The 26,199-nt window shown below is 29.8% G+C and carries 22 protein-coding genes; 18 read left to right on the top strand and 4 right to left on the bottom strand.

What is annotated here, in order from left to right:
- Positions 1-420: 420 nt before the first annotated feature.
- The 9 genes from hemE to AB6T46_RS00130 all read left to right on the top strand — a co-directional run bounded on the left by hemE (position 421) and on the right by AB6T46_RS00130 (position 10,725).
- Positions 421-1,458, top strand: a complete 1,038-nt coding sequence (hemE, locus tag AB6T46_RS00170) for a uroporphyrinogen decarboxylase (protein ID WP_370931443.1) — start codon at positions 421-423, stop codon at positions 1,456-1,458.
- A 1-nt stretch (position 1,459) separates the two neighbouring features.
- The gene (locus AB6T46_RS00165; protein ID WP_370931442.1) at positions 1,460-1,924 is read left to right on the top strand and encodes a CopD family protein; all 465 of its coding nucleotides are present in this window, start codon (positions 1,460-1,462) and stop codon (positions 1,922-1,924) included.
- An 87-nt stretch (positions 1,925-2,011) separates the two neighbouring features.
- The gene (gene rho, locus AB6T46_RS00160; RefSeq protein WP_370931441.1) at positions 2,012-3,280 is read left to right on the top strand and encodes a transcription termination factor Rho; all 1,269 of its coding nucleotides are present in this window, start codon (positions 2,012-2,014) and stop codon (positions 3,278-3,280) included.
- Positions 3,281-3,341: 61 nt separating this feature from the next.
- The gene (gene mnmE, locus AB6T46_RS00155) at positions 3,342-4,652 is read left to right on the top strand and encodes a tRNA uridine-5-carboxymethylaminomethyl(34) synthesis GTPase MnmE (RefSeq protein ID WP_370931440.1); all 1,311 of its coding nucleotides are present in this window, start codon (positions 3,342-3,344) and stop codon (positions 4,650-4,652) included.
- Between the two features lie 62 nt (positions 4,653-4,714).
- On the top strand, positions 4,715-6,589 hold the full coding sequence (mnmG, locus tag AB6T46_RS00150) for a tRNA uridine-5-carboxymethylaminomethyl(34) synthesis enzyme MnmG (protein ID WP_370931439.1): 1,875 nt from the start codon (positions 4,715-4,717) through the stop codon (positions 6,587-6,589).
- Between the two features lie 91 nt (positions 6,590-6,680).
- Entirely contained in the window at positions 6,681-7,331 is a 651-nt protein-coding gene (gene rsmG / locus AB6T46_RS00145; protein ID WP_370931438.1) for a 16S rRNA (guanine(527)-N(7))-methyltransferase RsmG, read from the top strand.
- A gap of 71 nt (positions 7,332-7,402) precedes the next feature.
- Positions 7,403-8,200 (top strand): ParA family protein, encoded by a 798-nt coding sequence (locus tag AB6T46_RS00140; RefSeq protein WP_370931437.1) that lies wholly within the window; start codon positions 7,403-7,405, stop codon positions 8,198-8,200.
- A gap of 68 nt (positions 8,201-8,268) precedes the next feature.
- Entirely contained in the window at positions 8,269-9,285 is a 1,017-nt protein-coding gene (locus tag AB6T46_RS00135; RefSeq protein WP_370931436.1) for a ParB/RepB/Spo0J family partition protein, read from the top strand.
- 318 nt (positions 9,286-9,603) lie between these two features.
- Complete coding sequence (locus AB6T46_RS00130) at positions 9,604-10,725, top strand: ATP-dependent RecD-like DNA helicase (RefSeq protein ID WP_370931435.1); 1,122 nt, start codon at positions 9,604-9,606, stop codon at positions 10,723-10,725.
- 108 nt (positions 10,726-10,833) lie between these two features.
- Here the strand turns inward: AB6T46_RS00130 and AB6T46_RS00125 are convergent, their stop codons facing one another.
- Genes AB6T46_RS00125 through dapF form a run of 4 tightly spaced genes read right to left on the bottom strand, consistent with a single transcriptional unit; the run spans position 10,834 to position 14,630 of the window.
- Positions 10,834-11,451 carry an inner membrane-spanning protein YciB gene (locus tag AB6T46_RS00125; RefSeq protein WP_370931434.1) on the bottom strand — a complete coding sequence of 206 codons (618 nt, stop codon included), beginning with the start codon at positions 11,449-11,451 and terminating at the stop codon, positions 10,834-10,836.
- On the bottom strand, positions 11,438-12,487 hold the full coding sequence (ftsY, locus tag AB6T46_RS00120; RefSeq protein WP_370931433.1) for a signal recognition particle-docking protein FtsY: 1,050 nt from the start codon (positions 12,485-12,487) through the stop codon (positions 11,438-11,440). Before ftsY ends, AB6T46_RS00125 begins: the two co-directional genes overlap by 14 nt.
- Positions 12,484-13,770 (bottom strand): tRNA (N(6)-L-threonylcarbamoyladenosine(37)-C(2))-methylthiotransferase MtaB, encoded by a 1,287-nt coding sequence (gene mtaB, locus AB6T46_RS00115; protein WP_370931432.1) that lies wholly within the window; start codon positions 13,768-13,770, stop codon positions 12,484-12,486. The genes ftsY and mtaB overlap by 4 nt, the downstream gene beginning before the upstream one ends.
- On the bottom strand, positions 13,770-14,630 hold the full coding sequence (gene dapF, locus AB6T46_RS00110) for a diaminopimelate epimerase (protein WP_370931431.1): 861 nt from the start codon (positions 14,628-14,630) through the stop codon (positions 13,770-13,772). The genes mtaB and dapF overlap by 1 nt, the downstream gene beginning before the upstream one ends.
- Before the next feature lie 121 nt (positions 14,631-14,751).
- Here dapF and AB6T46_RS00105 point away from each other — a divergent pair, with 121 nt between their 5' ends.
- The 9 genes from AB6T46_RS00105 to AB6T46_RS00065 all read left to right on the top strand — a co-directional run bounded on the left by AB6T46_RS00105 (position 14,752) and on the right by AB6T46_RS00065 (position 26,198).
- Entirely contained in the window at positions 14,752-15,225 is a 474-nt protein-coding gene (locus AB6T46_RS00105) for an AprI/Inh family metalloprotease inhibitor (protein WP_370931430.1), read from the top strand.
- A gap of 7 nt (positions 15,226-15,232) precedes the next feature.
- On the top strand, positions 15,233-16,372 hold the full coding sequence (zapE, locus tag AB6T46_RS00100) for a cell division protein ZapE (RefSeq protein ID WP_370931429.1): 1,140 nt from the start codon (positions 15,233-15,235) through the stop codon (positions 16,370-16,372).
- 126 nt (positions 16,373-16,498) lie between these two features.
- On the top strand, positions 16,499-17,461 hold the full coding sequence (gene mdh, locus AB6T46_RS00095) for a malate dehydrogenase (RefSeq protein WP_370932062.1): 963 nt from the start codon (positions 16,499-16,501) through the stop codon (positions 17,459-17,461).
- Positions 17,462-17,495: 34 nt separating this feature from the next.
- Entirely contained in the window at positions 17,496-18,689 is a 1,194-nt protein-coding gene (gene sucC, locus AB6T46_RS00090; protein ID WP_370931428.1) for an ADP-forming succinate--CoA ligase subunit beta, read from the top strand.
- A 1-nt stretch (position 18,690) separates the two neighbouring features.
- Positions 18,691-19,593, top strand: coding sequence for a succinate--CoA ligase subunit alpha (gene sucD, locus AB6T46_RS00085; RefSeq protein WP_370931427.1), 903 nt, complete (start codon positions 18,691-18,693; stop codon positions 19,591-19,593).
- Between the two features lie 88 nt (positions 19,594-19,681).
- Complete coding sequence (locus AB6T46_RS00080) at positions 19,682-22,648, top strand: 2-oxoglutarate dehydrogenase E1 component (protein WP_370931426.1); 2,967 nt, start codon at positions 19,682-19,684, stop codon at positions 22,646-22,648.
- Between the two features lie 20 nt (positions 22,649-22,668).
- Positions 22,669-23,877 carry a 2-oxoglutarate dehydrogenase complex dihydrolipoyllysine-residue succinyltransferase gene (gene odhB / locus AB6T46_RS00075; RefSeq protein WP_370931425.1) on the top strand — a complete coding sequence of 403 codons (1,209 nt, stop codon included), beginning with the start codon at positions 22,669-22,671 and terminating at the stop codon, positions 23,875-23,877.
- Between the two features lie 12 nt (positions 23,878-23,889).
- Positions 23,890-25,296: a dihydrolipoyl dehydrogenase gene (gene lpdA, locus AB6T46_RS00070; protein ID WP_370931424.1), complete on the top strand. Its 1,407-nt coding sequence runs from the start codon at positions 23,890-23,892 to the stop codon at positions 25,294-25,296.
- 53 nt (positions 25,297-25,349) lie between these two features.
- A complete protein-coding gene (locus AB6T46_RS00065) occupies positions 25,350-26,198 on the top strand; it encodes a YihY/virulence factor BrkB family protein (protein WP_370931423.1) in 849 nt (282 codons plus the stop codon).
- Position 26,199 lies beyond the last annotated feature (1 nt).

The raw sequence follows: 26,199 nt of genomic DNA, 5'->3' as shown, positions 1-26,199 counted from the left end.
TTAACAATATAGCTTAATTTTTTAAGAGATTAATATTTATTAAACCAACTGTGGATATTAATCATTATTTATAAACAAATAAAAATTTAACTGATTAATTTTTTTTAAAAAGGATAACTCTAATAAATTAAATTATTAATTTTTATTAAATGTTTATACACATAAATTAACTTTTTATTTACTAAGTTAAAAACCACCATAAATATAATTAACAAAATATTAATTATAGATTCTTACACAAGCATAAAATTAATTATAAAAAATAAAAAATTTATTAAAAACGATTCTTTATCTTAATAAAAAGTTAATAATTAATAATATCAGTTAATCACAGACTATAATAAAAAAAACAATTATATATATCTCTTTTTTTTTAATATTATGATAAAATCAAAATGAAATTTTACAGATAGCACCCTTATGAAAAAAAAACTTTTACAAACTATTAACGGACAAAAACAAAATATTCCTCCTATTTGGTTTATGAGACAAGCAGGTCGTTACTTATTAGAATATAGGAATATTAGAAAAAAAGTCGATAGCTTTTTAGAATTATGTTATAATCCTATACTGGCTACAGAGGTAACCTTACAACCTATTAATAGATTTGATCTTGATGCAGCAATAATATTTGCTGATATTTTAGTAATTCCACATAGCTTAGGAATTAATTTAACTTTTAAAGAAAATGAAGGTCCTATTTTAGAACAACTAACTATTGATAAAATAAATAAATTAGAAAAAAATATTAATAAAATTGATAATATATTAAATCCTATCTATCAAACTATTGAAAATGTTAAACAAAAATTATCTAAAGAAAAAACTTTAATAGGTTTTTGTGGTGCTCCTTGGACAATAGCAACCTATATGATAAATGGAAAAACTTCTAAAGATCATATTGAAGCTAAAAAATTTGCTATGCAATATCCTAATGAAATGAAAAATTTAATTTCTATTATAACAGAAGCAAGTGCTAATTATTTAATAAAACAAATAGATCACGGTTGTGACTTAGTACAAATTTTTGATTCTTGGAGTAATATATTAGATGAAAATAATTTTGAAGAATATTGTATTAAACCAGTAGCTAAAATTGTAAAAAAAGTAAAAGAAAAATATCCTAATGTACCTATTATTGGATTTCCTAAAGGATGCGGCGCTTTTTATAAAAATTATGCAACAAAAACAAAAGTTGATGTTTTATCTATAGATTGGGCAATACCTTTTGATTTTGCTAAATCTTTACAAAATGAAACTATAATTCAAGGTAATCTTGATCCTGTAAGATTATTAGTTGGTGGACAAGCTTTACATGAAGGAGTTTTAAATATTCTTGATAATTTTAATGATAAACCATTTATTTTTAATCTAGGACATGGAATATTACCTACAACACCAATTAAAAATGTAGAAACAATGATAAATTTAATTAGAACTTATAACAAAGGTAATTAAGATGATTGAATTAGTAACGGATAAACTATTTTTTTTAGTTATAGATTATTCTATTTGGATAAAAATAATTCATATTATCTCTTTTACTTGCTGGATGGCAGGTATGTTATATTTACCACGTTTATTTGTATATCATAGTCAAGTTAAAATTAAATCTGAATCTTCTGAATTATTTAAAATTATGGAAAAAAATTTACTTAGATATATAATAAATCCTGCTATGTTTATTACTATTATTACAGGAGCTTTATTATATTGGACATTATCAGTTCAAACTAATTGGTTTTTATTAAAAATATTATGCGTCTTAGGATTAATTAGTTGTCACGCATTTTTTTCCTACCATGTAAAACAATTTGCTATAGATAACAGATCTATTTCTGAAAAAGCTTGGCGTTTTTTAAATGAAATACCTACCGTCTTATTAATTATAATAATTATCTTAGTAATTAGAAAACCTTTTTAATTTACTTGTAATTAATTATTAAAAATATTATATATATTACTATTATTTAATATTTTACCTCCCTCCTTTTATATTAAGAACCTATCCATGCAAGAAATGAAACTTCAAGAATTAAAAAGTAAAAATCCAGTTGAGCTTTTAGCTTTCGCTGATCAACTAGAAATTGAAAATACTAATAATTTACGCAAACAAGAATTAATGTTTGCTATTTTAAAAAAATTAGCAATCCAAGATATAGAAATTATAGGTGAAGGCGTAATAGAAGTATTACAAGATGGTTTTGGATTTTTACGTTCTGCTGATGCTAATTATTTAGCCGGACCAGACGATATTTATATTTCACCGTCACAAATTAGACGTTTTTCTTTAAAAACTGGTGATACTATAGAAGGACCTATAAGAAGTCCTAAAGATGGTGAGCGTTATTTTGCTTTATTAAAAATTAATACTATTAATTTTCAAAATCCAGAAGAAATAAAACATAAAACACATTTTGATAATCTTACTCCATTATATCCTAATGAACAGTTAAAAATGGAAATAGATGATCCAACAATAAAAGATATATCTCCTAGAATTTTAGATATTATTACACCTTTAGGTAAAGGACAAAGAGCATTGATTGTTGCTCCTCCTCGTACAGGTAAAACAGTTTTATTAAAAAATATAGCTCATTCTATTACCGTTAATCACCCTGAATGCTATTTAATTGTTTTATTAATTGATGAAAGACCTGAAGAAGTAACTGACATGCAAAGATCTGTTAAAGGAGAAGTTATTTCTTCTACCTTTGATGAACCTGCATCTAGACATATCCAAGTTACTGAAATGGTAATTGAAAAAGCTAAAAGATTAGTTGAACATGGTCATGATGTAGTTATATTATTAGATTCTATAACTAGATTAGGTAGAGCTTATAATACTGTTATACCTTCATCAGGAAAAGTTTTAACAGGTGGTGTAGATGCGAACGCTTTACAACGTCCTAAACGTTGTTTTGGTGCTGCACGTAACATTGAAGAAGGTGGATCTTTAACTATCATTGCTACCGCTTTGGTGGATACTGGTAGTAGAATGGATGAGGTTATTTTTGAAGAATTCAAAGGTACTGGTAACTCTGAAATTATGCTAGATAGAAAATTAGCAGATAAGAGAATTTTCCCTGCTATGGATATTTTAAAATCAGGTACTAGAAAAGAAGATTTACTTTTGGATAAAAAAGATTTACAAAAAATATTTGTATTAAGAAGAGCTGTTTTATCTTCAATGAATACTACAGATTCTATTGAATTTTTAATTAATAAATTAAAACAAACAAAATCTAATACTGAATTTTTTGATTCTATGAATGGTTAAGATAAAATTTCATTTATAAATGAGGGTATATTAACTATCTATTTTTTAAAAGGTTAGTAAAATGTACACTATATATGCTTTATCAAGCGGTATGTTACCTTCAGGGGTTGCTGTTATTAGGTTATCTGGCGGTGAATCCTTAACTATTTTAAAAAATATGATAGGTTATATTCCTAAAGCTCGTTATATGTCTTTAACAAAAATTAAAGATAAAAATAATAATATAATAGATAATGGTTTAGTAGTATATTTTCCTAAACCAAATAGTTTTACCGGGGAAGATTGTGTAGAATTTCATTTACATGGTGGAAAAGCAGTAGTAAATAAATTTTTACAAGAATTATCTACATTTACAAATGTTAGATTAGCTGAAGCCGGTGAATTTTCTAAAAGAGCTTTTTTAAACGGTAAAATAGATTTAACTCAAGCTGAAGGGCTTGCAGATTTAATTGCGGCAGAAACTGAAAGTCAAAGAAGATTAGCTTTATTAGAATCTGATGGTTTATTATCTAAACAATATGAAAATTGGCGTTTAAAAATAATAAAGATGCGTTCTTTATTAGAAGCTCAATTTGATTTTTCAGAAGAAGAAGAAATTTCTTCGGAATTATTAGAAATTACTTATAATGAAATGAAGAAATTATCTTCAGAGATAACAAATTATATTAATATTTCTGAACGAAGTTATTCTGTAAAAGATGGTTTAAAAATAGTTTTAATAGGTGCTCCTAATAGTGGTAAATCAAGTTTAATAAATAATTTATCAGGAAGAGAAATATCTATAGTATCGAATGAAGCCGGTACAACAAGAGATTCTATAGAAGTAAGATTGTCTTTAGCTGGTATGATAGTTAATATAGTTGATACGGCTGGTATAAGAGAAACAAAATCAGATAGTATAGAATATAAAGGGATAGAAAAAGCAAAGAATCATCTAAATACTGCTGATTTAGTAATATTACTAGAAGATATGCAAAATCCTATAAAAATTGATTTATCATTTTATCAAGGAGATATTTGGTATATTGGTAATAAATGTGATATTATTGAAACTAATAATAATAAGTATGATTTAAAAATTTCTTCTTTATTAGGTATAAATATAGATATTTTATTAGATAGAATTAGTAAATATTGTTATACTAAACAGCTAGAAATAGGTGATATTATTCCAGCTAGATTAAGGCAACGTTTAATATTATCAGATATATTAAATTTAATTGATGAAATTTTAATAAATATTGAACAACCATTAGAGATACAAGCTGAAATATTAAGACAAATATCACATTTATTTGGTCGTTTAACGGGTACAGTAGACGTAGAAGATATGTTAGATTTTATCTTTTCAGAATTTTGTATAGGTAAATAATAATTAAAATGTTATATAATAAATTCTATTGATGTTTCACGTGAAACCTATAAGGTATTTTTATGTTAAAAGTTAATAATTTTGAAGTCTTAGTTGTTGGAGGTGGTCATGCTGGATGCGAAGCAGCCGCAGCCGCAGCTCGTATGGGGTTAAAAGTAGGTTTAGTTACTTTTTATTTTGATCAAATAGGCGTTATGTCTTGTAATCCAGCTATAGGTGGTATAGGTAAAGGTCATTTAGTTCGTGAAATAGATGCATTAGATGGAATAATGGGCCAAGCTGCTGATAAAGCTGGTATTCAATTTAGATTGTTAAATAGACGTAAAGGACCAGCTGTTAGAGGTCCTAGAACTCAAGCGGATAGAAATTTATATAAAAAAGCAGTTCAATCTAGTATAAAATCACAAAAAAATTTACAAGTTATTGAAGATGAAGTAATAGATTTAACTTTTACTAAAGATAATATTACCGGTATAATAGGTAAAAAATATGGAGCTATAACAGCTAAAGCAGTTATTTTAACTAGCGGTACTTTTTTGAATGGTATTATACATATAGGACAAAAGAAAATATCAGGTGGTAGGCATGGAGATCAAGCTTCTAATAATTTAGCTTTGAAAATTAAAAATATAGGTTTAAACCCTCAAAGATTAAAAACTGGTACACCGGCTAGATTAGATGCAAATAGTATAAATTGGGATTCTTTAGAATATCAATTACCTGATGATGATATCTGTTTTTTCTCATCTTTAACCAAAACAACAGATGTTCCTCAAATTAAATGTGCTATAACTAGAACTAATAATAAAACTCATGAAATTATAAAAAATAACATTCACTTATCAGCTATGTACTCAGGAGAAATAACTGGTATAGGTCCGAGATATTGTCCTTCAATTGAAGATAAAATTGTAAAATTTGGAGATAGAGAAGGTCATCAAATTTTTTTAGAACCAGAAGGTTTAGATAGTAATGTTATTTATCCTAATGGTTTATCTACCTCCTTACCCGAAGATATACAAGAATCTTTTTTAAAAACAATTAAAGGTTTAGAAAATGTAAATATATTACAATATGGATACGCTATTGAATATGATTTTATTGATCCTAGACAATTAAAAAGAAGTTTGGAAGTAAAAAATTTAAGAGGTTTATTTTTAGCGGGTCAAATTAATGGTACTACTGGTTATGAAGAAGCTGCCGCTCAAGGTATCGTTGCTGGTATCAATGCTGCTTTATTAGTAAAAGGGCAAGAGCCTCTAATATTTTCTAGAACAGAATCTTACATAGGTGTAATGATAGATGATTTAACTTCTAGAGGAATATCTGAACCTTATCGTATGTTTACTTCTCGAGCTGAATTTAGATTATCCTTAAGAGCTGATAACGCTGATGAAAGATTAACACCTTTAGCTATATCACTAGGTTTATGTTCTGATGAGAGAAAAGAATATTTTTTAAATAGAGTGTCAAAAATATCTGAATTAAGAAATAAGTGTAAATCGTTATATATAACGCCTTCACAGGCTAGTAATTTTTCTATAAATATAAATCAAGATGGGGTTAAGAGATCAGCTTATGATTTATTATCTTATTCTGATGTTGATTTTATTAAATTAACTAAGATTTGGACTGAGTTAAATTTATATGATAAGAAATGGCAAGAACTTATTGAAATAGAAGCAAAATACTCCGTCTATTTACATAGGCAACAAAAAAATATAGAAGAAATAAAAAAAGATGAAACTCTTAAAATACCTTCTAATTTTACTTTTGAAAAAATATCAGGACTTTCGAATGAATTGTTGTTAAAACTCAATAAGGTGAGACCTGAGACAATAGGTCAAGCGCAACATATTGATGGTATGACACCGGCAGCTATAGCTTTGATAATTAATAATATACATAAAAGACATTCTATCAGTAAAATAAACTAATAACGTTTCACGTGAAACATTATTAGTTTATAAAAAAAAATATAATTTTATACATAATATATAGTTAATAATATATTATACAAAGGTTACTATGGATAATGAATTTAAACTTTTACAAAATGTTGTTAATAATGTTTCACGTGAAACATATGTAGAATTACAACAGTTTGTGGAACGCGTTAAAGTATGGTCTAACCATATTAATTTAGTTTCTCCTAATAGTCTATCTCAGCTTTGGGTAAGGCATATTTTAGATTCTGCACAAATATTCACTTATGGAATGAATCAAAAACAATGGTTAGATCTTGGTTCAGGAGGCGGTTTTCCTGGTATAGTTTTAGCTATCTTATTTAAGAATTTAAATAAAAATATTAATTCAGATAATCAATATTTTATTCATTTGATTGAAAGTAATCATAAAAAAGTATCATTTTTACATTCTATGATCACAGAATTTAATTTACCGGCTAAAGTTATAGCGGATAGAATTGAAAATATTAATATTGATAATAAAAATATTGATGTCATTACTGCACGTGCAGTAGCTCCATTAGATCTATTGTTAAAATTAATTTTACCTTTGTTCTCTATTGATACCGTTGCTCTTTTACCAAAAGGTAAAACATTTCAAGATGAACTTTTGTTAGCTAAGAAAAAATTTAATTTTAAATATTCCGTTATTACAAGTAAAATAGATAATGAATCCGTAATTTTAAAAATTAGTGAGTTATCTAGTAAATAAACTTATTTTAATAGAAAAATAAGAAAAATAATAGTATTGTTATATTACTTATTTGAGAAAAAGGTTGAGCGATGAATGGACATTTTCGAGTTATCACTGTAGCAAATCAAAAGGGTGGCGTTGGAAAAACCACGACAACAATTAATTTGGCTACCGCTTTAGCTGCTATAGGTGAAAGAGTTTTAATAGTTGATGTCGATCCACAAGGTAATGCTAGTACAGGTTTAGGTATTGATAAAAATCAACGTACAGTTTCTTCATATGATTTGTTAGCAGATGGTGTCTCCGCTTTTAGTGCTATTGTTGAAACTGAAATACCTAGATTATCTATAATACCATCTACACTTGATTTATTAGGTGTAGAAGTTGAAATTTCTGCTGCTAATGATAGAACTTTAAGACTTAAAAGAGCTTTGCGGCAAGATAAAAGAGTTGCTGAAAGATTTTCTTATGTATTAATTGATTGTCCGCCTTCGCTAAATTTATTAACGTTAAATGCAATGGCCGCTGCACATGCATTATTAGTTCCTTTGCAATGTGAATTTTTTGCGCTAGAGGGATTAAGTCAATTATTAGAAACAGTAAAACAAGTCAGAGATAGTTTAAATTCTGAACTTACTATTCAAGGAATTGTTCTTACAATGTATGATAGTCGTAATAACTTAGCTAATCAAGTTGTAGAAGATGTAAGAGAATTTATGGGTGATAAGGTTTATAAAACTGTTATTCCAAGGAATGTACGTATGTCTGAAGCGCCTTCATTTGGTAAACCAGCTTTATTATATGATTTAAAATGTGCTGGTAGCCAAGCTTATCTGCGATTAGCTTCAGAATTAATCCAAAAAGAACGCAGATTGTGTCAAATATAAAATAGAGGTTGTTTTGTATTTATAAAAAATCTATTAAAGTGAAATTATAAAAAAGATTAGGTTAGATTATGAGTGAAGATTTATCAAAAAAAAGATTAGGGAGAGGCTTATCAACTTTAATAGGTGATATAAATCCGGCGCCGGTAGCGCTTGAAATAAAAGATCAGGATCTATCTAAGATAAGTAAAAAAACTTCTGATAAAATTTCTTTAAACACTAATAATAATTTATATCAAGATACTGAAACAGATTTATCTATAAAAGGAGTGTTTTTAAATATCAATGATATAACTCCAAATCCTAATAATCCACGTCAATCTTTTGCAGAAGAAGAATTAGATGATCTTGTTAATTCCATTAGGGAACATGGTATTATTCAACCTATAATAGTACGTATCCTATTAGATAAAAAATCTGTAGAAATAGTAGCAGGTGAAAGAAGATGGCGTGCAGCCCAAAAAGCAGGTTTAACTAAAATACCTGTTATTATAAAAAACATTGACGATCGTACTTCTTTAGAAATAGCAATAATTGAAAATGTCCAAAGGGCTGATTTAAACCCTATAGAAGAAGCTAAAGGTTATCAAAAATTGATAACAGAATATTCTTATAGTCAAAATGCTGTAGCCCAGGTTATAGGAAAAAGTCGCAGTTATGTTACTAATAGTTTGCGTTTGTTAAAATTACCAGCTGAAATATTACAATATATTCAAAATAATTTACTTTCCGTTGGACATGCTAGAGCCTTAGTTAGTGCTAAAAATCCTTTAGAATTAGCAAATAAAGTTATAAAACAGCAACTTTCAGTACGTCAATTAGAATATTTAATTCAACAACAAGATGCAAATGATATAAAAAAAGAAATAGAAAATGGTTTGCCACTTAGTAATACAGATAAAGAAAATCATATCTATTTTTTAGAAGAAGTTAATAATTTAAAACAAATAATTAAAGATAAGATAGGGCTTAATTTATCAGTAAAAACTAATAAATATGGTGGCGGCAATTTAATGATTAGTTATAAAAATATTGAAGATATAAAACGTATTTCTCAACAATTAACTATAAATGAATTTGATAAATAAATATTTACTTTACTAAAATAAAGTTTAATTATTTGTAAAATCAATAATTGTAGAACTTGAATTATTAAATATAAAAATATTGAATGTATTTTTAACGATTAATTATAAGGGAATTAAGTAAATAAATATATTACTTAAATTTTATATAATGTATATCATGAGATAATATTTATCTAGCTTATAAAAAACTATATTATTTATGAAACTAATAAATAATATAGTAGGGCAATTTAATGATTAATTATAAAAATATTGAAGAGATAAAGCGTCTTTCTCATCAATTAACTATAAGTTATTTAGTATGAGAGGTGTTTTTAAATGAATTTTTCTAATGAACAATCTTTAGCTTTATTATCTATTTCTAATTGGATAAAAGAAAAAAATAAACCTATTTTTAGGGTGTTTGGATATGCGGGTACGGGAAAAACTACCCTTGCAAAATATATAGCACAAGAAGTAGATGGTTTAGTATTATTCGTTTCTTACACTGCTAAATCCGCTCATATGTTATCTTGTAAAGGAACGGATAATGCTAGTACAATACATTCTTTAATATATAGATTAGAAAAAAAGGATGAATCTATTCATCCAACAACTGGTAAAAAAGATAATAAATTACATTTTGTTATTAATGAACATAGTAAAATCAAACGAGCTAAATTAGTTATAATAGATGAATGTTCTATGATTAATAGAAAAATAGCTGAAGATTTGTTAAGTTTTGGCGTACCTATTTTATTATTAGGTGATCCGGCTCAATTACCTCCTATTGAGGGAGATGGCTTTTTTATTAATGAACCACCTGATATATTGCTAACAGAAATACATAGGCAAGCTAAAGAAAGTTCAATAATATTATTATCAGAATATATAAGGAAAGGAGGCAGACTTACTTATGGTAATTATGGAGATGTAGAAGTTATAAAATATAATGATTTTGATAAACAACAATTATTATTAGCAGATCAAATTTTAGTTGGAAGTCATGCTTCAAGAAATAAATCTAATCAGCTAATGAGACAATTTAATAATATGAATAGTCCTTATCCTGCAGTAAATGATAAATTAATATGTTGTTCAAATTCTTTTGAAAAAGATTTTTTTAATGGTTCTTTGTGGCAAGTTACTGAATTATTAGAAACAAAAGATGATAATGCTATTAGCATGAAAATTGATGCTCAAGATGAAGATCGTACAGATGTAAAAATATCTTTATCAAAGAGTTTTTTTAATCCAAATTTTATAAAAAAGTCTAATTTATCTAAGAAAAAATATGATGACTTTGATTATGGGTACGCGTTAACAGTACATAAAGCACAAGGTTCTCAGTGGAATAATATCTGTTTATTTGACGAGAGTTATTTCTTTAAAGAAAATTCTCATAAATGGTTATACACAGCTATTACCCGTGCAGTTAAAAAATTAACTATTATTAAGTAATAGCTGTAATATAGTTATTAGTTATTAGTTATTAGTTATTAGTTATTAGTTATTAGTTATTAGTTATTAGTTATTAGTTATTAGTTATTAGTTATTAGTTATTAGTTATTAGTTATTAGTTATTAGGTGTTTTTTTATTAATGGAATTTGCATCATCATAAATAGAATAGTTAAGCCTAAAAAGCCAAATACTTTTAGATATGTCCAAATTTCTGTACTGAAATATATTCTAGCAAATTCATTTAATACAGCTAATATTAAAAAGAAGATGGCCCATCTTAAAGTTAGTTTATTCCACCCTGTTTCAGTTAATTTTAAATTATCATTGAATAAATAAGCTAACATATTTTTTTTAAATGCTAACCCTATAAATAATATTGCTGAGAAAATAACATAGATAACAGTTACTTTTATTTTTATAAAATTATCATCAGCAAAAATGATAGTTAAACCACCAAAAATTATAATTAATACCATTGAAAATATAGTTACAGGTTGTAGTTTCCTTGTATATAGCCAATATATAAAATTAGTTATTAAAGTTGCAATTATGATAACAGCTGTTGCAGGTATTAGAGCGTGTAGATTAGGATCTAATGTTTTAAATATAGTTATATTGTTAATTAACCAAGTACTTTTTTTATAAGCAATAAAAAAAAGTATCAAAGGGGTAAATTCAAGTAATAATTTTATATTTGTAGGTATTTCGTTTTTATTTTTTTTCATTAGTATCTTCCATGTTAGCTGATAATATTGCTTGTGCAAAGTTGTTAGCACAGAATTTTTGTAAATCTTCAACAGCTTCACCTATTCCAATAAAATAAACAGGTAATTGAAATTTTCTAGATATTTCAATTAATATACCACCTCGGGCTGTACCGTCTAATTTTGTAATTATTAGGCCATTTACATCAGCTGTTTTTTTGAATATCTCGACTTGCTTTAGCGCATTTTGTCCTGTTGTAGCATCAATTATTTGTATAATATCATGCGGTACATTCTTGTCAATTTTTTTTAACACCTTTACTATTTTCTTAAGTTCTTCCATCAAATCTATTTTATTTTGTAGTCTTCCAGCTGTATCAATTAGTAGAACATCTATATTATTATTTAAAGCTTGTTGATACGCATCATATGCTAGACTAGCAGCATCACTACCGATTTTAGAAGTTACTATAGGTATATTAATTTTATTGGCCCATAACTCTAATTGTTCAATGGCTGCAGCTCTGAAAGTGTCACCAGCAGCCAACATGACTTTTAACCCTTGATCTGATAATTTAGCTGCTAATTTTCCTATGGTTGTAGTTTTGCCGCTACCATTCACGCCTACCATTAAAATTACTTGTGGTTTTTTACTTTTATCTATTTTTAATTCTTTTTCTACATTTATTAAAATTTGCTCAATTTCGTTTGAGATAAGTTTTTTTACTTCTAAATAAGAGATATTTTTATCATATTTGAATTTACTTATTTTATTTATTATATCTTGACTTGTTTCTATTCCAAAATCTGCTTGTATTAAAATATCTTCAATATCTAACAAAATATCTTCATCTAATTTTTTGTTAATTAGTACATTTTTCAATGAATTATTTAATTTTAGCGAGGTTTTTTGTAATCCATTTGATAAAAGGGTTAGCCAATTATCTTTTTTAACTTCCTCTGGTTTATTTACATCAGGAGAACTATTTTTTTCTTCTAATTTATCAGAGTTAGTTTTTTCTTTTTTAAATGAAAATATTTTTTTTAATAAACTCATATTTTCTCCTCAAAGATAGGTATAGCGGTTAATCTATTGTGGTTATATCCTGTTATTTTAGCTTTTATAATAGTTCCTTGTTGAAAATTTTCTGTTAATTCAGTTAAAGCGTAATTTTCTGTTCTACCAATATTATTATTTTCAACTAGAATATTTTTAGTTTTTCCTATTTCACTTTGAAAGAAAAGTTGCAATTTTTCTTTTCCTAATTCTCTTAATCGTTTAGCTCTTTCTTTTATTATTGTTTTTTCTACTTGAGGCATCTTTGCTGCAGGTGTATTTGTTCTAGCGGAATAAGGAAATACATGTAAGTAAGTTATTTGACATTCATCAACTAATTTTAATGTTTGTTGAAACATTTCTTCCGTTTCTGTAGGAAATCCTGCAATGAAATCTGCGCCAAATATTATTTCAGGTCTCTGTTTTTTTAAGTTGGTACAAAAATCAATAGCATTTTGCCGTAAATGTCGACGTTTCATCCTTTTTAATATTAGGTCATCTCCAGCTTGTAAAGATAAATGGATATGTGGCATTATTCGTGTTTCATTGATTAATAATTCTAGCAGACTATCATTTATTTCAATGGAATCTAAGGAAGATAATCTAAGCCTTGGTAATTCAGGTATTTCTTTTAATATTATTTTTATTAATTTAGCTAGATTGCTTTTACCAGGTAAATCTAATCCATAACTAGTAAGATCTACGCCGGTTAAAACTACTTCCTTATAGCCATTTTTACATAAATTACTAATTTGTTGAACTATTACCCCAATTGGTACAGATCTTGATGGTCCTCGTCCATAAGGTATAATGCAAAATGTACACCTATGATCGCAACCATTCTGTATTTGAACAAAAGCCCTAGTTTTTCCCTCTACAGAATTTAGTAAATGTCCAGCAGTTTCTTTAACTGACATGATATCATTTACTCGTATTTTTTCATATTGCTCAAAACCAAAATCTGGTAATTGTTTATATGAGGAAGCGTGTAATTTATCTTCATTACCAATTATTAAATCAATAGCCTCCATGTCAGTAAATTGTTTAATGTCAGCTTGAGCGGCGCAGCCGGTAACAATGATATTGGCGTTGGGGTTTTCTCTTCTGGTCTTTCTTATCGATTGTTTAGCTTGTCTTACAGCTTCTTCAGTGACAGCACATGTGTTAAATATATAAGTTTCGTTGTCTAGTTTATCTAGGTTAGCTTTTTGAGCTTCTTGTTTTATAACTTCAGTTTCTACTATATTAAGCCTGCAGCCAAAAGTGACTACTTTAATTGACATTATATATTCCTTTTTTCATATGTTCCTGTCTCTATAGAAACTATACCAGTGAATTCTAATTCTGTGGATCCTGTCATAAATATATGACCATCATCTGTATATTGTGTAAATAACGTACCACCTGGCATAGATACTTTTAGTTTATTTGAGGTATTTTTTATTTTATGTGATAAGATAGTTGTTGCACAAGCTGCACTTCCACAAGCAAGAGTCAAACCGGCTCCTCTTTCCCAAGTTCTTATCTTAATATGTTGTTTTGATTTTATATTTACGATAGATACATTAACTTTCTCAGGAAATAATTTGTCATTTTCAATCAAAGGTCCAAATTTTTGTAATGGGAAATCATTCACGTCTTCTTTTAACCAAAATACAACATGCGGATTACTAACATTTACTGCTGCTGCACGTCCTAATTGAGGATAAGTTAACGGTAATTGCGCAGTATCAGTTATACTATAAGCAAGAGGAATTTTATCCCAACTAAAAAAGGCTTTTCCCATATCTACACAAATATCGCCATTATCTAATTTTATAGATTTTAATAAATTATTTTTAGTTTGATAAGTTAGTTCTTTTTGTTTAGTTAAATTAAATAAATATTCAGCAACGCATCTAGTACCATTACCACAAGCTTGAGCTTGAGAGCCGTCACGGTTAAAAATATCTAGCCAAAAAACCCCATTATTATCCGGTTTTTTTATTAGCATGATTTGATCAAAACTCATATGTGGATCTTTAGCTAAATTTAGGATAGCATTTTTTGTTATAGATTGTTCATTATCGTTATTATGTACATCTATTACTAAAATTTCATTTCCTAGCCCGTTCATTTTAGCAAAAGGATGTAGATCAAACATAATTTTTCCTTAATATGTAATTTAGTGATTGCTCTTTATGTTTGAAATAATTATATAATTTTTAAATATATTATTCAACGATAGTTATTCTGATAATAAATTGGTTAAAGGATCTTTGCAAATGAATTTTTTTAGTAGAAGTTGTCTTTTTCTTTTTTTAAGCATTTCTTTATCTGCCTGTAATAAAACAGTGATCTCTTTACCTAAATTTTTTCCAGTAGATAATAAAAGTTTACCTTCAGTAGAACAGACTAATTTTATAGATAATTTTGTAAATGAATCAAGTAATGATTGGTTGTTACCAGAAACAGCTCCGGTTATTGAGCCTTTAGATGTATCAGGAGAATGGAATTTATCTATAGATGATTCAAATTGTAAATTAATAACTCCACAAACTCCTATAAGGTTGGGTTACCATGCTCGCCCTATTAATTGTAAAGCTCCCTATTCTAAAATTGCTTATTGGAAGATAAACGGACAATTATTGCATTTATATGACTCTAATAATAATATTTTAGCTAAATTTTATTTAGTTAAAAAAGGTTTTTTTCACGGGGTAACCTTTTATGATAAAATTATTACTTTAAAACGTTAGAATGATTATGGTTAAACAAGTTTACCAAGCTTATCAAGATATGATAGCATCAGGAAAAATACAATATGATTCATCACAACAAAAGTTGATAATGACGTTAGATGAGTTATTATCAAAAGTTAATAATTATTTACCTACAAGTAAAAATTATTTATTTTCTTTATGGAAAAAACCTTTAACACCAAAAGGATTATATATTTATGGTGAAGTAGGTAGAGGAAAAACTATGTTGATGGATATATTTTTTTCCTTAGTTTCGAGTAAAAAGAAAATGCGCGTGCATTTTAATGACTTTATGACGGATATTCATAATAGAATTACCTTACACAGAAAAGATTTTGCTGATAAAAAAAACAAGCAAAATGATCCTATCATTCCTGTAGCGCAACAAATTGCAAGCGAAGTTAAATTGCTGTGTTTTGATGAATTTACTGTTACTGATATAGCCGATGCAATGATATTATCTCGTCTTTTTGAAAATTTATTTAAGCTAGGGGTAATATTGGTAGCTACTTCTAATGTTGCTCCTAAAGATTTGTATAAAAATGGTCTAAATAGGGAATTATTTTTACCATTCATTGATAAATTAGAACAAAATGTTAAAAGTTTTAATGTTCAAGTTGAGCAAGATTATCGTTTAACAAAAACTAATGAAGCTAAATATTATTTTTATCCTTTAACTGAAGCAAATATAAATGAGTTTGAGCAAAAATGGATTGATCTAACTTTAGGAAGTTCAGTTGTTGCGAATCAAACTATATCTTTCAGAGGGCGTAAAATTAATGTTCCTATGTCTACAAGTGGATTTGCTAAATTTGATTATATGGATTTATGCGGCAAACCATTTGCCGCAGCTGATTATTTAGAAATTCTAAAAAAATATCATACTATTTTCTTAGCAAATGTACCTATAATGACTAATAATAACAGCAATCAAGCGAAAAGATTCATATTATTAATTGATAGTTTATATGATAAAAACATAAGGTTATTCATGTCTTCTGAATCGGATATTGGTAGTTTATATATCACAGAAACCGGAAATGAATTAGAGGCTTTTGAATTTAGCCGAACATACTCACGTTTATTTGAAATGCAAAGTGAAGAATATTTACTGAATTGGGAAAAATCTACACTCTTATCTTAAATATTGTTTATTAGTGCTATTAATATAGAAACTTTTAAATTATTTGTTGTAAAATTTAAAAAATAGTTTTAGGAATTAAATAAATAATATATCAGTATAATTTAATCATATATTGGTGAGGAGTCGATAATGCGTAAGAAAATTTCCTTGGTTGGGTCAGGTATGATAGGTGGTACTCTAGCTCATATGATAGGCTTAAAAGAGTTAGGCGATGTAGTTTTATTTGATATCGCTGATGGAATACCACAAGGTAAGGGTTTGGATATATCTGAATCTGCACCGGTTGAAGGTTTTGATGCTAGATATAAAGGTACTTCTGATTATTCTGATATAGCTAATTCAGATGTAATTATCGTTACTGCAGGTGTTCCACGTAAGCCTGGAATGAGTAGAGATGATTTATTGTCTATAAATCTAAAGGTTATGGAGCAGGTAGGAGAAGGAATAAAAAAATATTCACCAGATGCTTTTGTAATTTGTATTACTAATCCTTTAGATGCTATGGTTTGGGCTTTACAAAAATTTTCAGGTTTACCAAAACATAAAATAGTAGGTATGGCTGGAGTTTTAGATTCAGCTCGTTTTCGTTGTTTTCTAGCTGAGGCTCTTTCAGTATCTGTAGAGGATGTTTCTGCCTTCGTTTTAGGTGGACACGGTGATACTATGGTTCCTTTAGCTCGCTATTCTACTGTAGCGGGTATTCCATTGACAGATTTAGTAAAAATGGGCTGGTTATCTCAAAGGGAGCTTGATGCGATAATTCAGCGAACCAGAGTCGGTGGAGCGGAAATAGTTAATTTACTAAAAACCGGTTCAGCTTATTATGCTCCAGCTTCTTCTGCGATTGTGATGGCAGAATCTTATTTAAAAGATAAAAAACGTATTTTACCAGTAGCCGCTCATTTAGCAGGGCAATATGGCGTTGATGATTTATATGTTGGTGTTCCAGCTATTATTGGTGCTAATGGTATTGAGCGTATTGTTGAAATTGAACTTAATGCAGAAGAACGTGCAGCTTTTGATCTGTCTGTGTCTGCTGTTCAGGATCTTTGTGATGCATGTATTAACTTAGCACCACAATTAAAATAATTATAGTAATTCATTCTCTATTAGGAGTAAATTTATGAATATCCATGAATATCAAGCAAAACGTATTTTACATGAGTATGGAGCCCCGGTCGCTAATGGGGTTGCTGTATATTCAGTTGAACAAGCTGAAGAATGGGCAAAAAAATTACCTGGACCTTTATATGTGGTTAAAAGCCAAATTCATGCCGGTGGTCGCGGTAAAGGTAAATTTAAGGAATTAGGTGAGGATGCTAAAGGCGGTGTTCGATTATCTAAGTCAGTGGAAGAAGTTGTTGCTAATGTTAGAGAAATGCTAGGTTCTACATTAGTCACTAAACAAACTGGTCCAGCAGGTAAGCAAGTTAATCGTATTTATATAGAAGACGGCGCAGATATAGAGAGAGAACTTTATTTATCTCTCTTAGTAGATCGTTCTTTAAGTAAAATTGTTTTTGTGGTTTCAACAGAAGGTGGTATGGATATCGAAGCCGTAGCTGAAGAAACTCCTGAAAAAATTGTCACTGTAGCAATTGAAGGAAATGAAGTTTCTCCTGAAGAAGCTGAACTTCTGGCTAAATCTCTAAAATTAGAGGGTGAAGCTTATGAAGATGGTTTGAAATTATTTCCTATTCTCTATAAAGCTTTTGTTGAAAAAGATATGAGTTTATTAGAAATTAATCCTCTCATTGTAATGACAAATGGTCGTTTGCGTGTGCTTGATGCTAAAGTTTCATTTGATAATAATGCACTTTTTCGTCATTCTGATATTTTGGAGCTTCGCGATATTTCAGAAGAAGATCCTAAAGAAATTGAAGCGTCAAAATATGATTTAGCTTATGTGGCTTTAGATGGTAATATTGGTTGTATGGTAAATGGGGCTGGTTTAGCTATGGCCACTATGGATATCATAAAACTTTATGGAGCAGAACCGGCTAACTTCTTAGATGTAGGCGGTGGAGCTACTAAAGAAAAAGTTGCAGCTGCTTTTAAAATTATTACTGCCGATCATAATGTCAAAGGTATTTTAGTTAATATCTTTGGTGGTATTATGCGCTGTGATGTTATAGCAGAAGGTATAGTTTCTGCTATAAAAGAAACAGGACTAAAAGTTCCGTTAGTTGTGCGTTTAGAAGGTACTAATGCAGATTTAGGTAAAAATATTATTAATGAAAGCGGTTTAAATGTGATTGCAGCAGATGATTTAGATGATGCAGCAAAAAAAATCGTTTCTGTAGTGAAAGAGGCTTAAGATGTCTATTTTAGTTAATAAGGATACAAAAGTTCTTGTTCAAGGTTTAACCGGTAAAACAGGTACTTTTCACACTGAACAAGCACTTGCTTATTATGGTACCAAAATGGTTGGTGGTATTCATCCTAGTAAAGGTGGTGAAGAATGGGAGAGCTGTGATGGTGTAAAATTGCCAATATTTTCTTCTGTAGCAGAAGGAAAAGAGCGCACTGGTGCCGATGCTTCTGTTATTTATGTTCCTCCTGCTGGTGCTGCTGCCGCTATTCTAGAAGCAATTGAAGCTGAAATAGGGTTGATAGTATGTATTACAGAGGGTATACCTGTAATGGATATGGTTCGTGTTAAAGAGCGTTTAATTAAATCAAAATCGCGTTTAATAGGTCCTAATTGTCCTGGTGTTTTAACTCCTGAAGAATGTAAAATTGGTATTATGCCTGCGTCAATCTTTAAAAAAGGTTCTGTTGGTGTTGTTTCTCGTTCTGGTACTTTAACTTATGAAGCTGTTTTCCAAACTTCTAACGAAAATTTAGGACAAACAACCGCAGTTGGTATTGGTGGTGATCCAGTTAAAGGAACTGAATTTATAGATGTATTGGAAATGTTCTTAGCAGATGATGAAACTAAATCTATAATTATGATTGGTGAGATTGGTGGTTCAGCTGAAGAAGATGCTGCACAATTCTTAAAGGATGAAGCTAAAAAAGGTAGATCTAAACCAGTTGTAGGTTTCATAGCTGGACGTACTGCTCCTGAAGGTAGAACAATGGGTCATGCTGGTGCCGTTGTTTCTGGAGGCAAAGGTGGTGCAGAAGATAAAATAGCGGCAATGGAATCTGCTGGTATAATAATTTCTCCTTCTCCTGCTCAGCTAGGGAAAACTTTGGTTGATTTATTAAAAGGATAATTAATGTTGGGGTAATATTTACCCCAGCATTAAATTGATGTATAATTAATGTGGCTAATTTAGAGGCGGAATATTTCCGAGTTGTATGATGTCCCGACAGGATAAAGCAAATGATATATTTAACGAAACTTCATTTTTATATGGTAGTAACGCTAGTTATATAGATCAACTTTACGCTCAATATAAGATTAATCCTGAATCAGTTGAAGCTAAGTGGAGAGAGTTTTTCAGTGGCTTGCAGGATAATGATATTGATGTGAAAAGAAATGCTAGAGGCGCAACTTGGGGTAGATCCGATAGCTTTCAGCAAGTTTTTGACGATATGACAGCTGCTATTGATGGCAATTGGAGTAAAGTTGAAAAAAAATTACAACATAATATATCAAAGGATAGTAATATTAATGAAGCTGAGCTAGCCGCTGCTGTTAGTTTAGCTTTAAAAGCTAAAATGCTTATCCATGCTTATAGAACGCGTGGACATATGTTGGCTAAAATAGATCCGTTGGATTTATATACTCCTGAACCTAAAGTTGATTTATCCTTGGAAAATTTTGGTTTCACTGAAGATGATATTAAAAAAGAGGTTTTTGTTGATGGTTTTCTTGGTTTTAAAAAATTACCATTAATTACTATTGAACAAAAATTAAAAGAAATTTACTGTAGTTCTATAGGGTATGATTACGCTCCAGTAACTGATGCACAACAGTTATCTTGGTTGATAACAGCAATTGAAAATAATCATTACCAATTAACCGTTGAAGATAAAAAACAATTATTCCAAAAATTAGTTGAAGCTGAAGGCTTTGAATTATTCTTAGATGTTAAATATAAAGGTGCTAAACGATTCGGTTTAGATGGTGGGGAAGTAGTAGTTTCTGCGTTAGAATATTTAATGACATATGGATCCTCTTTAGGGATATCAGAATTTGTGATAGGAATGGCGCATAGGGGGCGTTTAAATGTTTTATCGCAAATTATTAAAAAACCTCCACATAATATTTTTTATGAATTTAAAGGTGGATCTTGTACCCCTGATAATATAGCTGGTTCTGGCGATGTTAAATATCATTTAGGGGCATCTGCTGATTTAGAGTATAATGGTAAGAAAGTACATGTTTCTTTATCTGCGAATCCTTCACATTTGGAAATTGTTAACCCGGTTATTTTAGGAAAAGCTAGAGCAAAACAAGACAAATGTTTAACGCATATGTGTAATGGAATAGAACCATTGCCCGGTAGAGAATGTATATTACCAGTTTTATTGCACGGTGATGCTGCTTTTGCGGGTCAAGGTGTGGTTGCTGAAATTATGGCTTTATCTAATCTGAGTGGTTATACAGTTGCAGGATCAGTACATATCATTATTAATAATCAAATAGGCTTTACTACTAACCCTAATTATTCTCGTTCTTCTACTTATTCTTCTGATGTTGTAAAAATGATAGAAGCTCCTGTCTTGCATGTGAATGGGGATGATGTGGAATCTGTAATTCGTTGTGTAAGATTGGCGATAGAATATAGGATGCATTTTAAACGTCCTATTGTTTTAGATATTTATTGTTATCGTCGTTTTGGACATAATGAGATGGACGAGCCAAATTTTACTCAGCCGTTGATGTATAAAACTATTCGTAGTCATAAGTCTGTATTGAAAATATATAGTGAAAAATTAGTTTCTGAAGGCGTAATAACCGCTGAAGAGGCAGATGCAGCTAAAAAAGCTTGGCGAAAATATTTAGATGATGAATTTGAAAAAGCTGAGACTTATGTTCCTAATACAATAGATATGTTAGAAGGGGCTTGGAAAGGTCTTAGAGTTGCTGATAGTAAGGATGAATATAATTTTGTTAATACTGGAGTAGCTTTAAAAAAATTAAAAGAGATAGCTTTACAATTAACAGAAGTACCAAGTGATTTTTCTGTTCATCGTACAGTACAAAGATTTCTAGACGCACGTCGGAAAGCGGTGGAGTCAGGTGAAAATATTGATTGGGCAACAGCAGAGGCTTTAGCCTTTGGTTCGTTATTAACGGAGGGCTATTCAGTTCGTTTATCTGGGCAAGATGTTGAACGTGGTACTTTTAGTCAACGTCATTCAGTTCTTTATGATCAAGTTAATAATTCTCGCTATGTTCCTTTAAATAATTTATCTACTGATAATATAACTTATCAAGCTATTAACTCTTTACTCTCAGAAGAAGCCGTTTTAGGTTATGAATATGGTTATTCTTTATCAGCACCTAAAGTTCTAACCTTATGGGAAGCGCAATTTGGTGATTTTGCTAATGGCGCACAAGTTATTTTTGATCAATTTATTTCTTCTGCTGAAACCAAATGGTTAAGAATGTCAGGCTTGGTCTGTTTGTTACCACATGGATATGAAGGGCAAGGGCCAGAACATTCTTCTGCAAGATTAGAGCGTTATTTACAATTATGTGCAGAAGGTAATATGCAGGTTGCTAATTGTACTACACCAGCTAATTATTTTCATATTTTACGTAGACAAATGATAAGAGATTTTCGTAAGCCTTTAATTTTAATGACGCCTAAGTCCTTGTTACGTCATAAACGCGCTGTATCTTCTTTAATTGACATGGCTACAGATAATCAATTTCAACGAATTTTGTTAGATGATGCTCAATCTTCTACAAATAGTAAGATTAAACTTGTCAAAGATACTCAAATAAGAAGAGTTGTAATTTGTAGCGGGAAAGTATATTATGACTTGTATGAAGAAAGAGAAAAAAGAGGGATAGATAATGTGTATTTGTTAAGAATAGAACAGCTTTATCCTTTTCCGAGTTTAATGTTAGAGGCGATTCTTTCTCGTTTTTCAGAAGCTGAAATCTTTTGGTGTCAAGAAGAGCCTAAAAATATGGGGGCTTGGACTTTTGTAAAACCATATATTGATGAAATATTAGCACATATCGGTATGAAAAAACCTTTCATTAGTTATACTGGTCGTGCTGCAGCTGCATCTACTGCTACGGGTTTCTTATCTAAACATTTAGAGCAATTAGCCGAATATCTTCAAGATGCATTAGAAATTAAATAGTTAGGTTGAGAGAAAAAAATATGACAATAGAAATTAAAGTTCCTGCGTTAGGCGAATCTGTTACTGAAGCTACAATTGGCAAATATTTTAAAAAAGTAGGGGATTTTATAAATATTGATGAACCAATCGTCGAATTGGAAACCGATAAAGTAACAGTTGAAGTTCCATCTCCTGTTTCTGGAGTTTTGCAGTCTCTAGCTTTAAATGAAGGTGATACAGTAGCTGTAGGTGCTTTGTTAGCTGTTGTTGCCGAAGGTGAATCAAGTCAAGCTGATGCAGCTAATATTGTCAAAGAAACTGTTCCTGAGCCTGCAGTCGCAACCGCATCATCTAGTGAGATTATGTCACCCTCTCCTGCTGCTAAAAAACTTATGGTAGAAAATAATCTTGATCAAAATCAAATTTCTGGTTCTGGTAAAAGAGGGCAGATTTTAAAAGGTGATATTTTATCCTCATTAGCTAATGTTCACTCAGCTCCTCCTACTACTGCTGCAGCTCCAGAACGTGTATCTCCTCCACAAGAAGATAATATACGTGAAGAGCGTGTTAGAATGACAAAATTACGTCAGACAATCGCGAGACGTTTGAAAGAGGCTCAAAATACGGCGGCTATGTTAACTACTTTTAATGAAGTTGATATGTCTGCTGTTATGAATTTACGTAAAAAATATAAAGATATTTTTGAAAAAAAACACGGTGTAAAACTTGGTTTTATGGGCTTTTTCACTCGTGCTGTTTGCCATGCTTTAAATGAAATACCAGCCGTTAATGCCGAAATAGATGGAACAGATATAATCTATAAGAATTTTGCTCATATTGGTGTTGCTGTTGGAACTGAAAAAGGTTTGGTTGTTCCTGTAGTACGCAATGCAGATCAAATGTCTATAGCTGAGATAGAAAAAGAAATAGGTCGCTTAGGTAGAGCTGCGAGAGATGGTAAATTATCTATGGCAGATATGCAAGGTGGTAGCTTTACGATATCTAATGGTGGTGTATATGGTTCGTTGATGTCAACTCCTATTTTAAATGCTCCTCAATCTGGTATCCTTGGTATGCATAAAATTCAAGAACGTCCTGTAGTAATGAATGGGCAGATTGTTATTAGACCAATGATGTATTTAGCTTTATCATATGATCACCGTATCGTTGACGGACAAGAGGCTGTTACTTTCTTAGTGAGAGTAAAAGAGAGTTTAGAAGATCCAGAGCGTCTTGTGTTAGATTTATAAAAGGAGATAGATATGTCATATGATGTTATAGTTATAGGCAGTGGACCTGGTGGTTATGTGGCAGCTATAAAAGCGGCACAATTAGGATTTAAAGTTGCTATAGTAGAAAAAAACACTACTTTTGGTGGTACTTGTTTAAATGTTGGTTGTATTCCTTCAAAAGCTTTATTGCATGCTTCTGAGATGTTCGAAGAGGCGCAACAGAATTTTGATGATTTGGGAATAGAAGTTAAACAAGTAAAAGTTAATTTAGAAAAAATGATGAAGCATAAGCAATCTGTAATTGATGCTAATACTTCAGGTATTTCTTTCTTATTTAAAAAAAATAAAGTTGATAGTTTTAGAGCTACAGGTCGTATTATTTCTGCTGGTATAGTAGAATTAACCGATACTGAAGGTAAAAAACAGCAATTAGAGACTAAAAATATAATAATTGCAACTGGTTCAGAGGTTATGCCTTTACCAGGTGTAAAAGTTGAATTTGATGAAAAAAATATTGTTACTTCTACTGGAGCTTTATCTTTATCTCAGATACCAGATTCTTTAATAGTTATAGGTGGCGGTGTAATTGGCTTAGAGTTAGGCTCTGTCTGGGCAAGATTAGGTAGCCAAGTGACTGTAGTTGAATATCAAGATCGTCTATTAGCAGGAATTGATAAAGAAATAGCTAAAAATTTTCAACGTATGATGGAAAAACAAGGTTTTAGTTTTAATCTTGGTGCAAAAGTTACCGACGTGCAGAAAGATGGTAAAAAAGTCAATGTTACCTTTGAATCTGTAAAGGGTGGTGATGCTGAAGTTATTTCTGCTGATGTAGTTCTAGTTTCTACTGGACGACGCCCATATACAGCAAATTTAGGATTAGCTGAAGCTGGGATTCTTTGTGATGAACGCGGTTTTATTCAGATTAATGAACATTGGGAAACCAATATAGCTGGTGTTTATGCTATTGGTGACGTAGTAAAAGGTCCTATGTTAGCTCATAAAGCAGAAGATGAAGCAATTGCTGTAGTTGAAAAAATTGCCGGTCAGGCAGGACATGTTAATTATGATGTTATTCCTAGTGTAATATATACTTATCCTGAAGTTGCTACTGTAGGTAAAAGTGAAGAAGAGCTTAAATCTGCTGGAATAGAATATAAAGTAGGTAAATTTTCTTTTATTGCTAATGGTAGAGCAAGAGCTATGTTACATACAGATGGTTTTGTTAAGATTTTAACTGATGCTAAAAGTGACAAAGTATTAGGTGGTCATATTTTAGGCTATAATGCAGGTGAAATGATACATGAACTAGCAGTTTTAATGGAATTTAGTGGCTCTGCAGAAGATCTTGCTCGCGTTTGTCATGCACATCCAACTATGTCTGAAGCAGTAAGAGAAGCAGCCCTTGCTGCCTTTTCAAAACCTATACATATGTAATAATTATATCTCCCTTAATAGGGGTATATAATTATTTGATAGTTTGAGAGCCTATGCTAGAATTTTTCAAAAAATTATTTAAAGTTTTTAGGCTTTCAATCATTAACTTTCTGGAAGATGAAGGATTTGTTTATGCAAGTCATTTAGCTTTTTCTTGTTTATTAGCATTATTTCCTTTTTTAATATTTGTCACTTCTCTTGCGAGTAGTATCTCGTGGATTGTAGGTGCTGAAAATCTATCTCAATTCATTGTTGGCTTGATTTTTGATAATGGACCACAAGAAATAACAGCTCCTATTTCACAAGAAATTTACAAGGTTTTGAGCAAGCCAGAGAGTAGTATTTTAACATTATCAATTTTAGCTACTTTATATTTTGCAGCTAGTGGTGTAGATGCTTTGAGAGTTGCTTTAAATAGAGCCTATGGTTTAATTGAGACTAGAAGTTGGTTGTTTTTACGTGTACAACATATTTTATTTATTGTAATTTTTTCGTTATTTTTAGTATTTTTTAGTTTGTTATTTATTATAATGCCTTGTTCAGACTTTTATTTGTCTGGATCTGTTGTTTTACAATATTTAAATAGTAATAAATCTACGCTAGCGCTGTTATCGTTAATTTTAGGTATATTATTTAGTCATATTTTTCTACCTAACCAATCGTTAAAATTATTACAAATAATACCAGGAATAATTGTAAGTTTTATTTTATGGGGAATAGGTTCTTATTGTTTTATTTTATATTTAAAAAATTTAGCTAATTATTTTTCTACTTATGCTGGTTTAGCATCGATAGTGATAGTAATGATATTTTTATATCTTATGGGACTTATTTTCATTTATGGAGCTGAATTTAACTCAGCTCTTATTTCAGTTTTTAAATATAATAAAGATAAAAGATAGA

Source organism: Bartonella sp. DGB1 (assembly GCF_041345015.1).
Lineage (GTDB): Bacteria > Pseudomonadota > Alphaproteobacteria > Rhizobiales > Rhizobiaceae > DGB1.
This window is presented reverse-complemented; position numbering and strand designations above follow the sequence as displayed.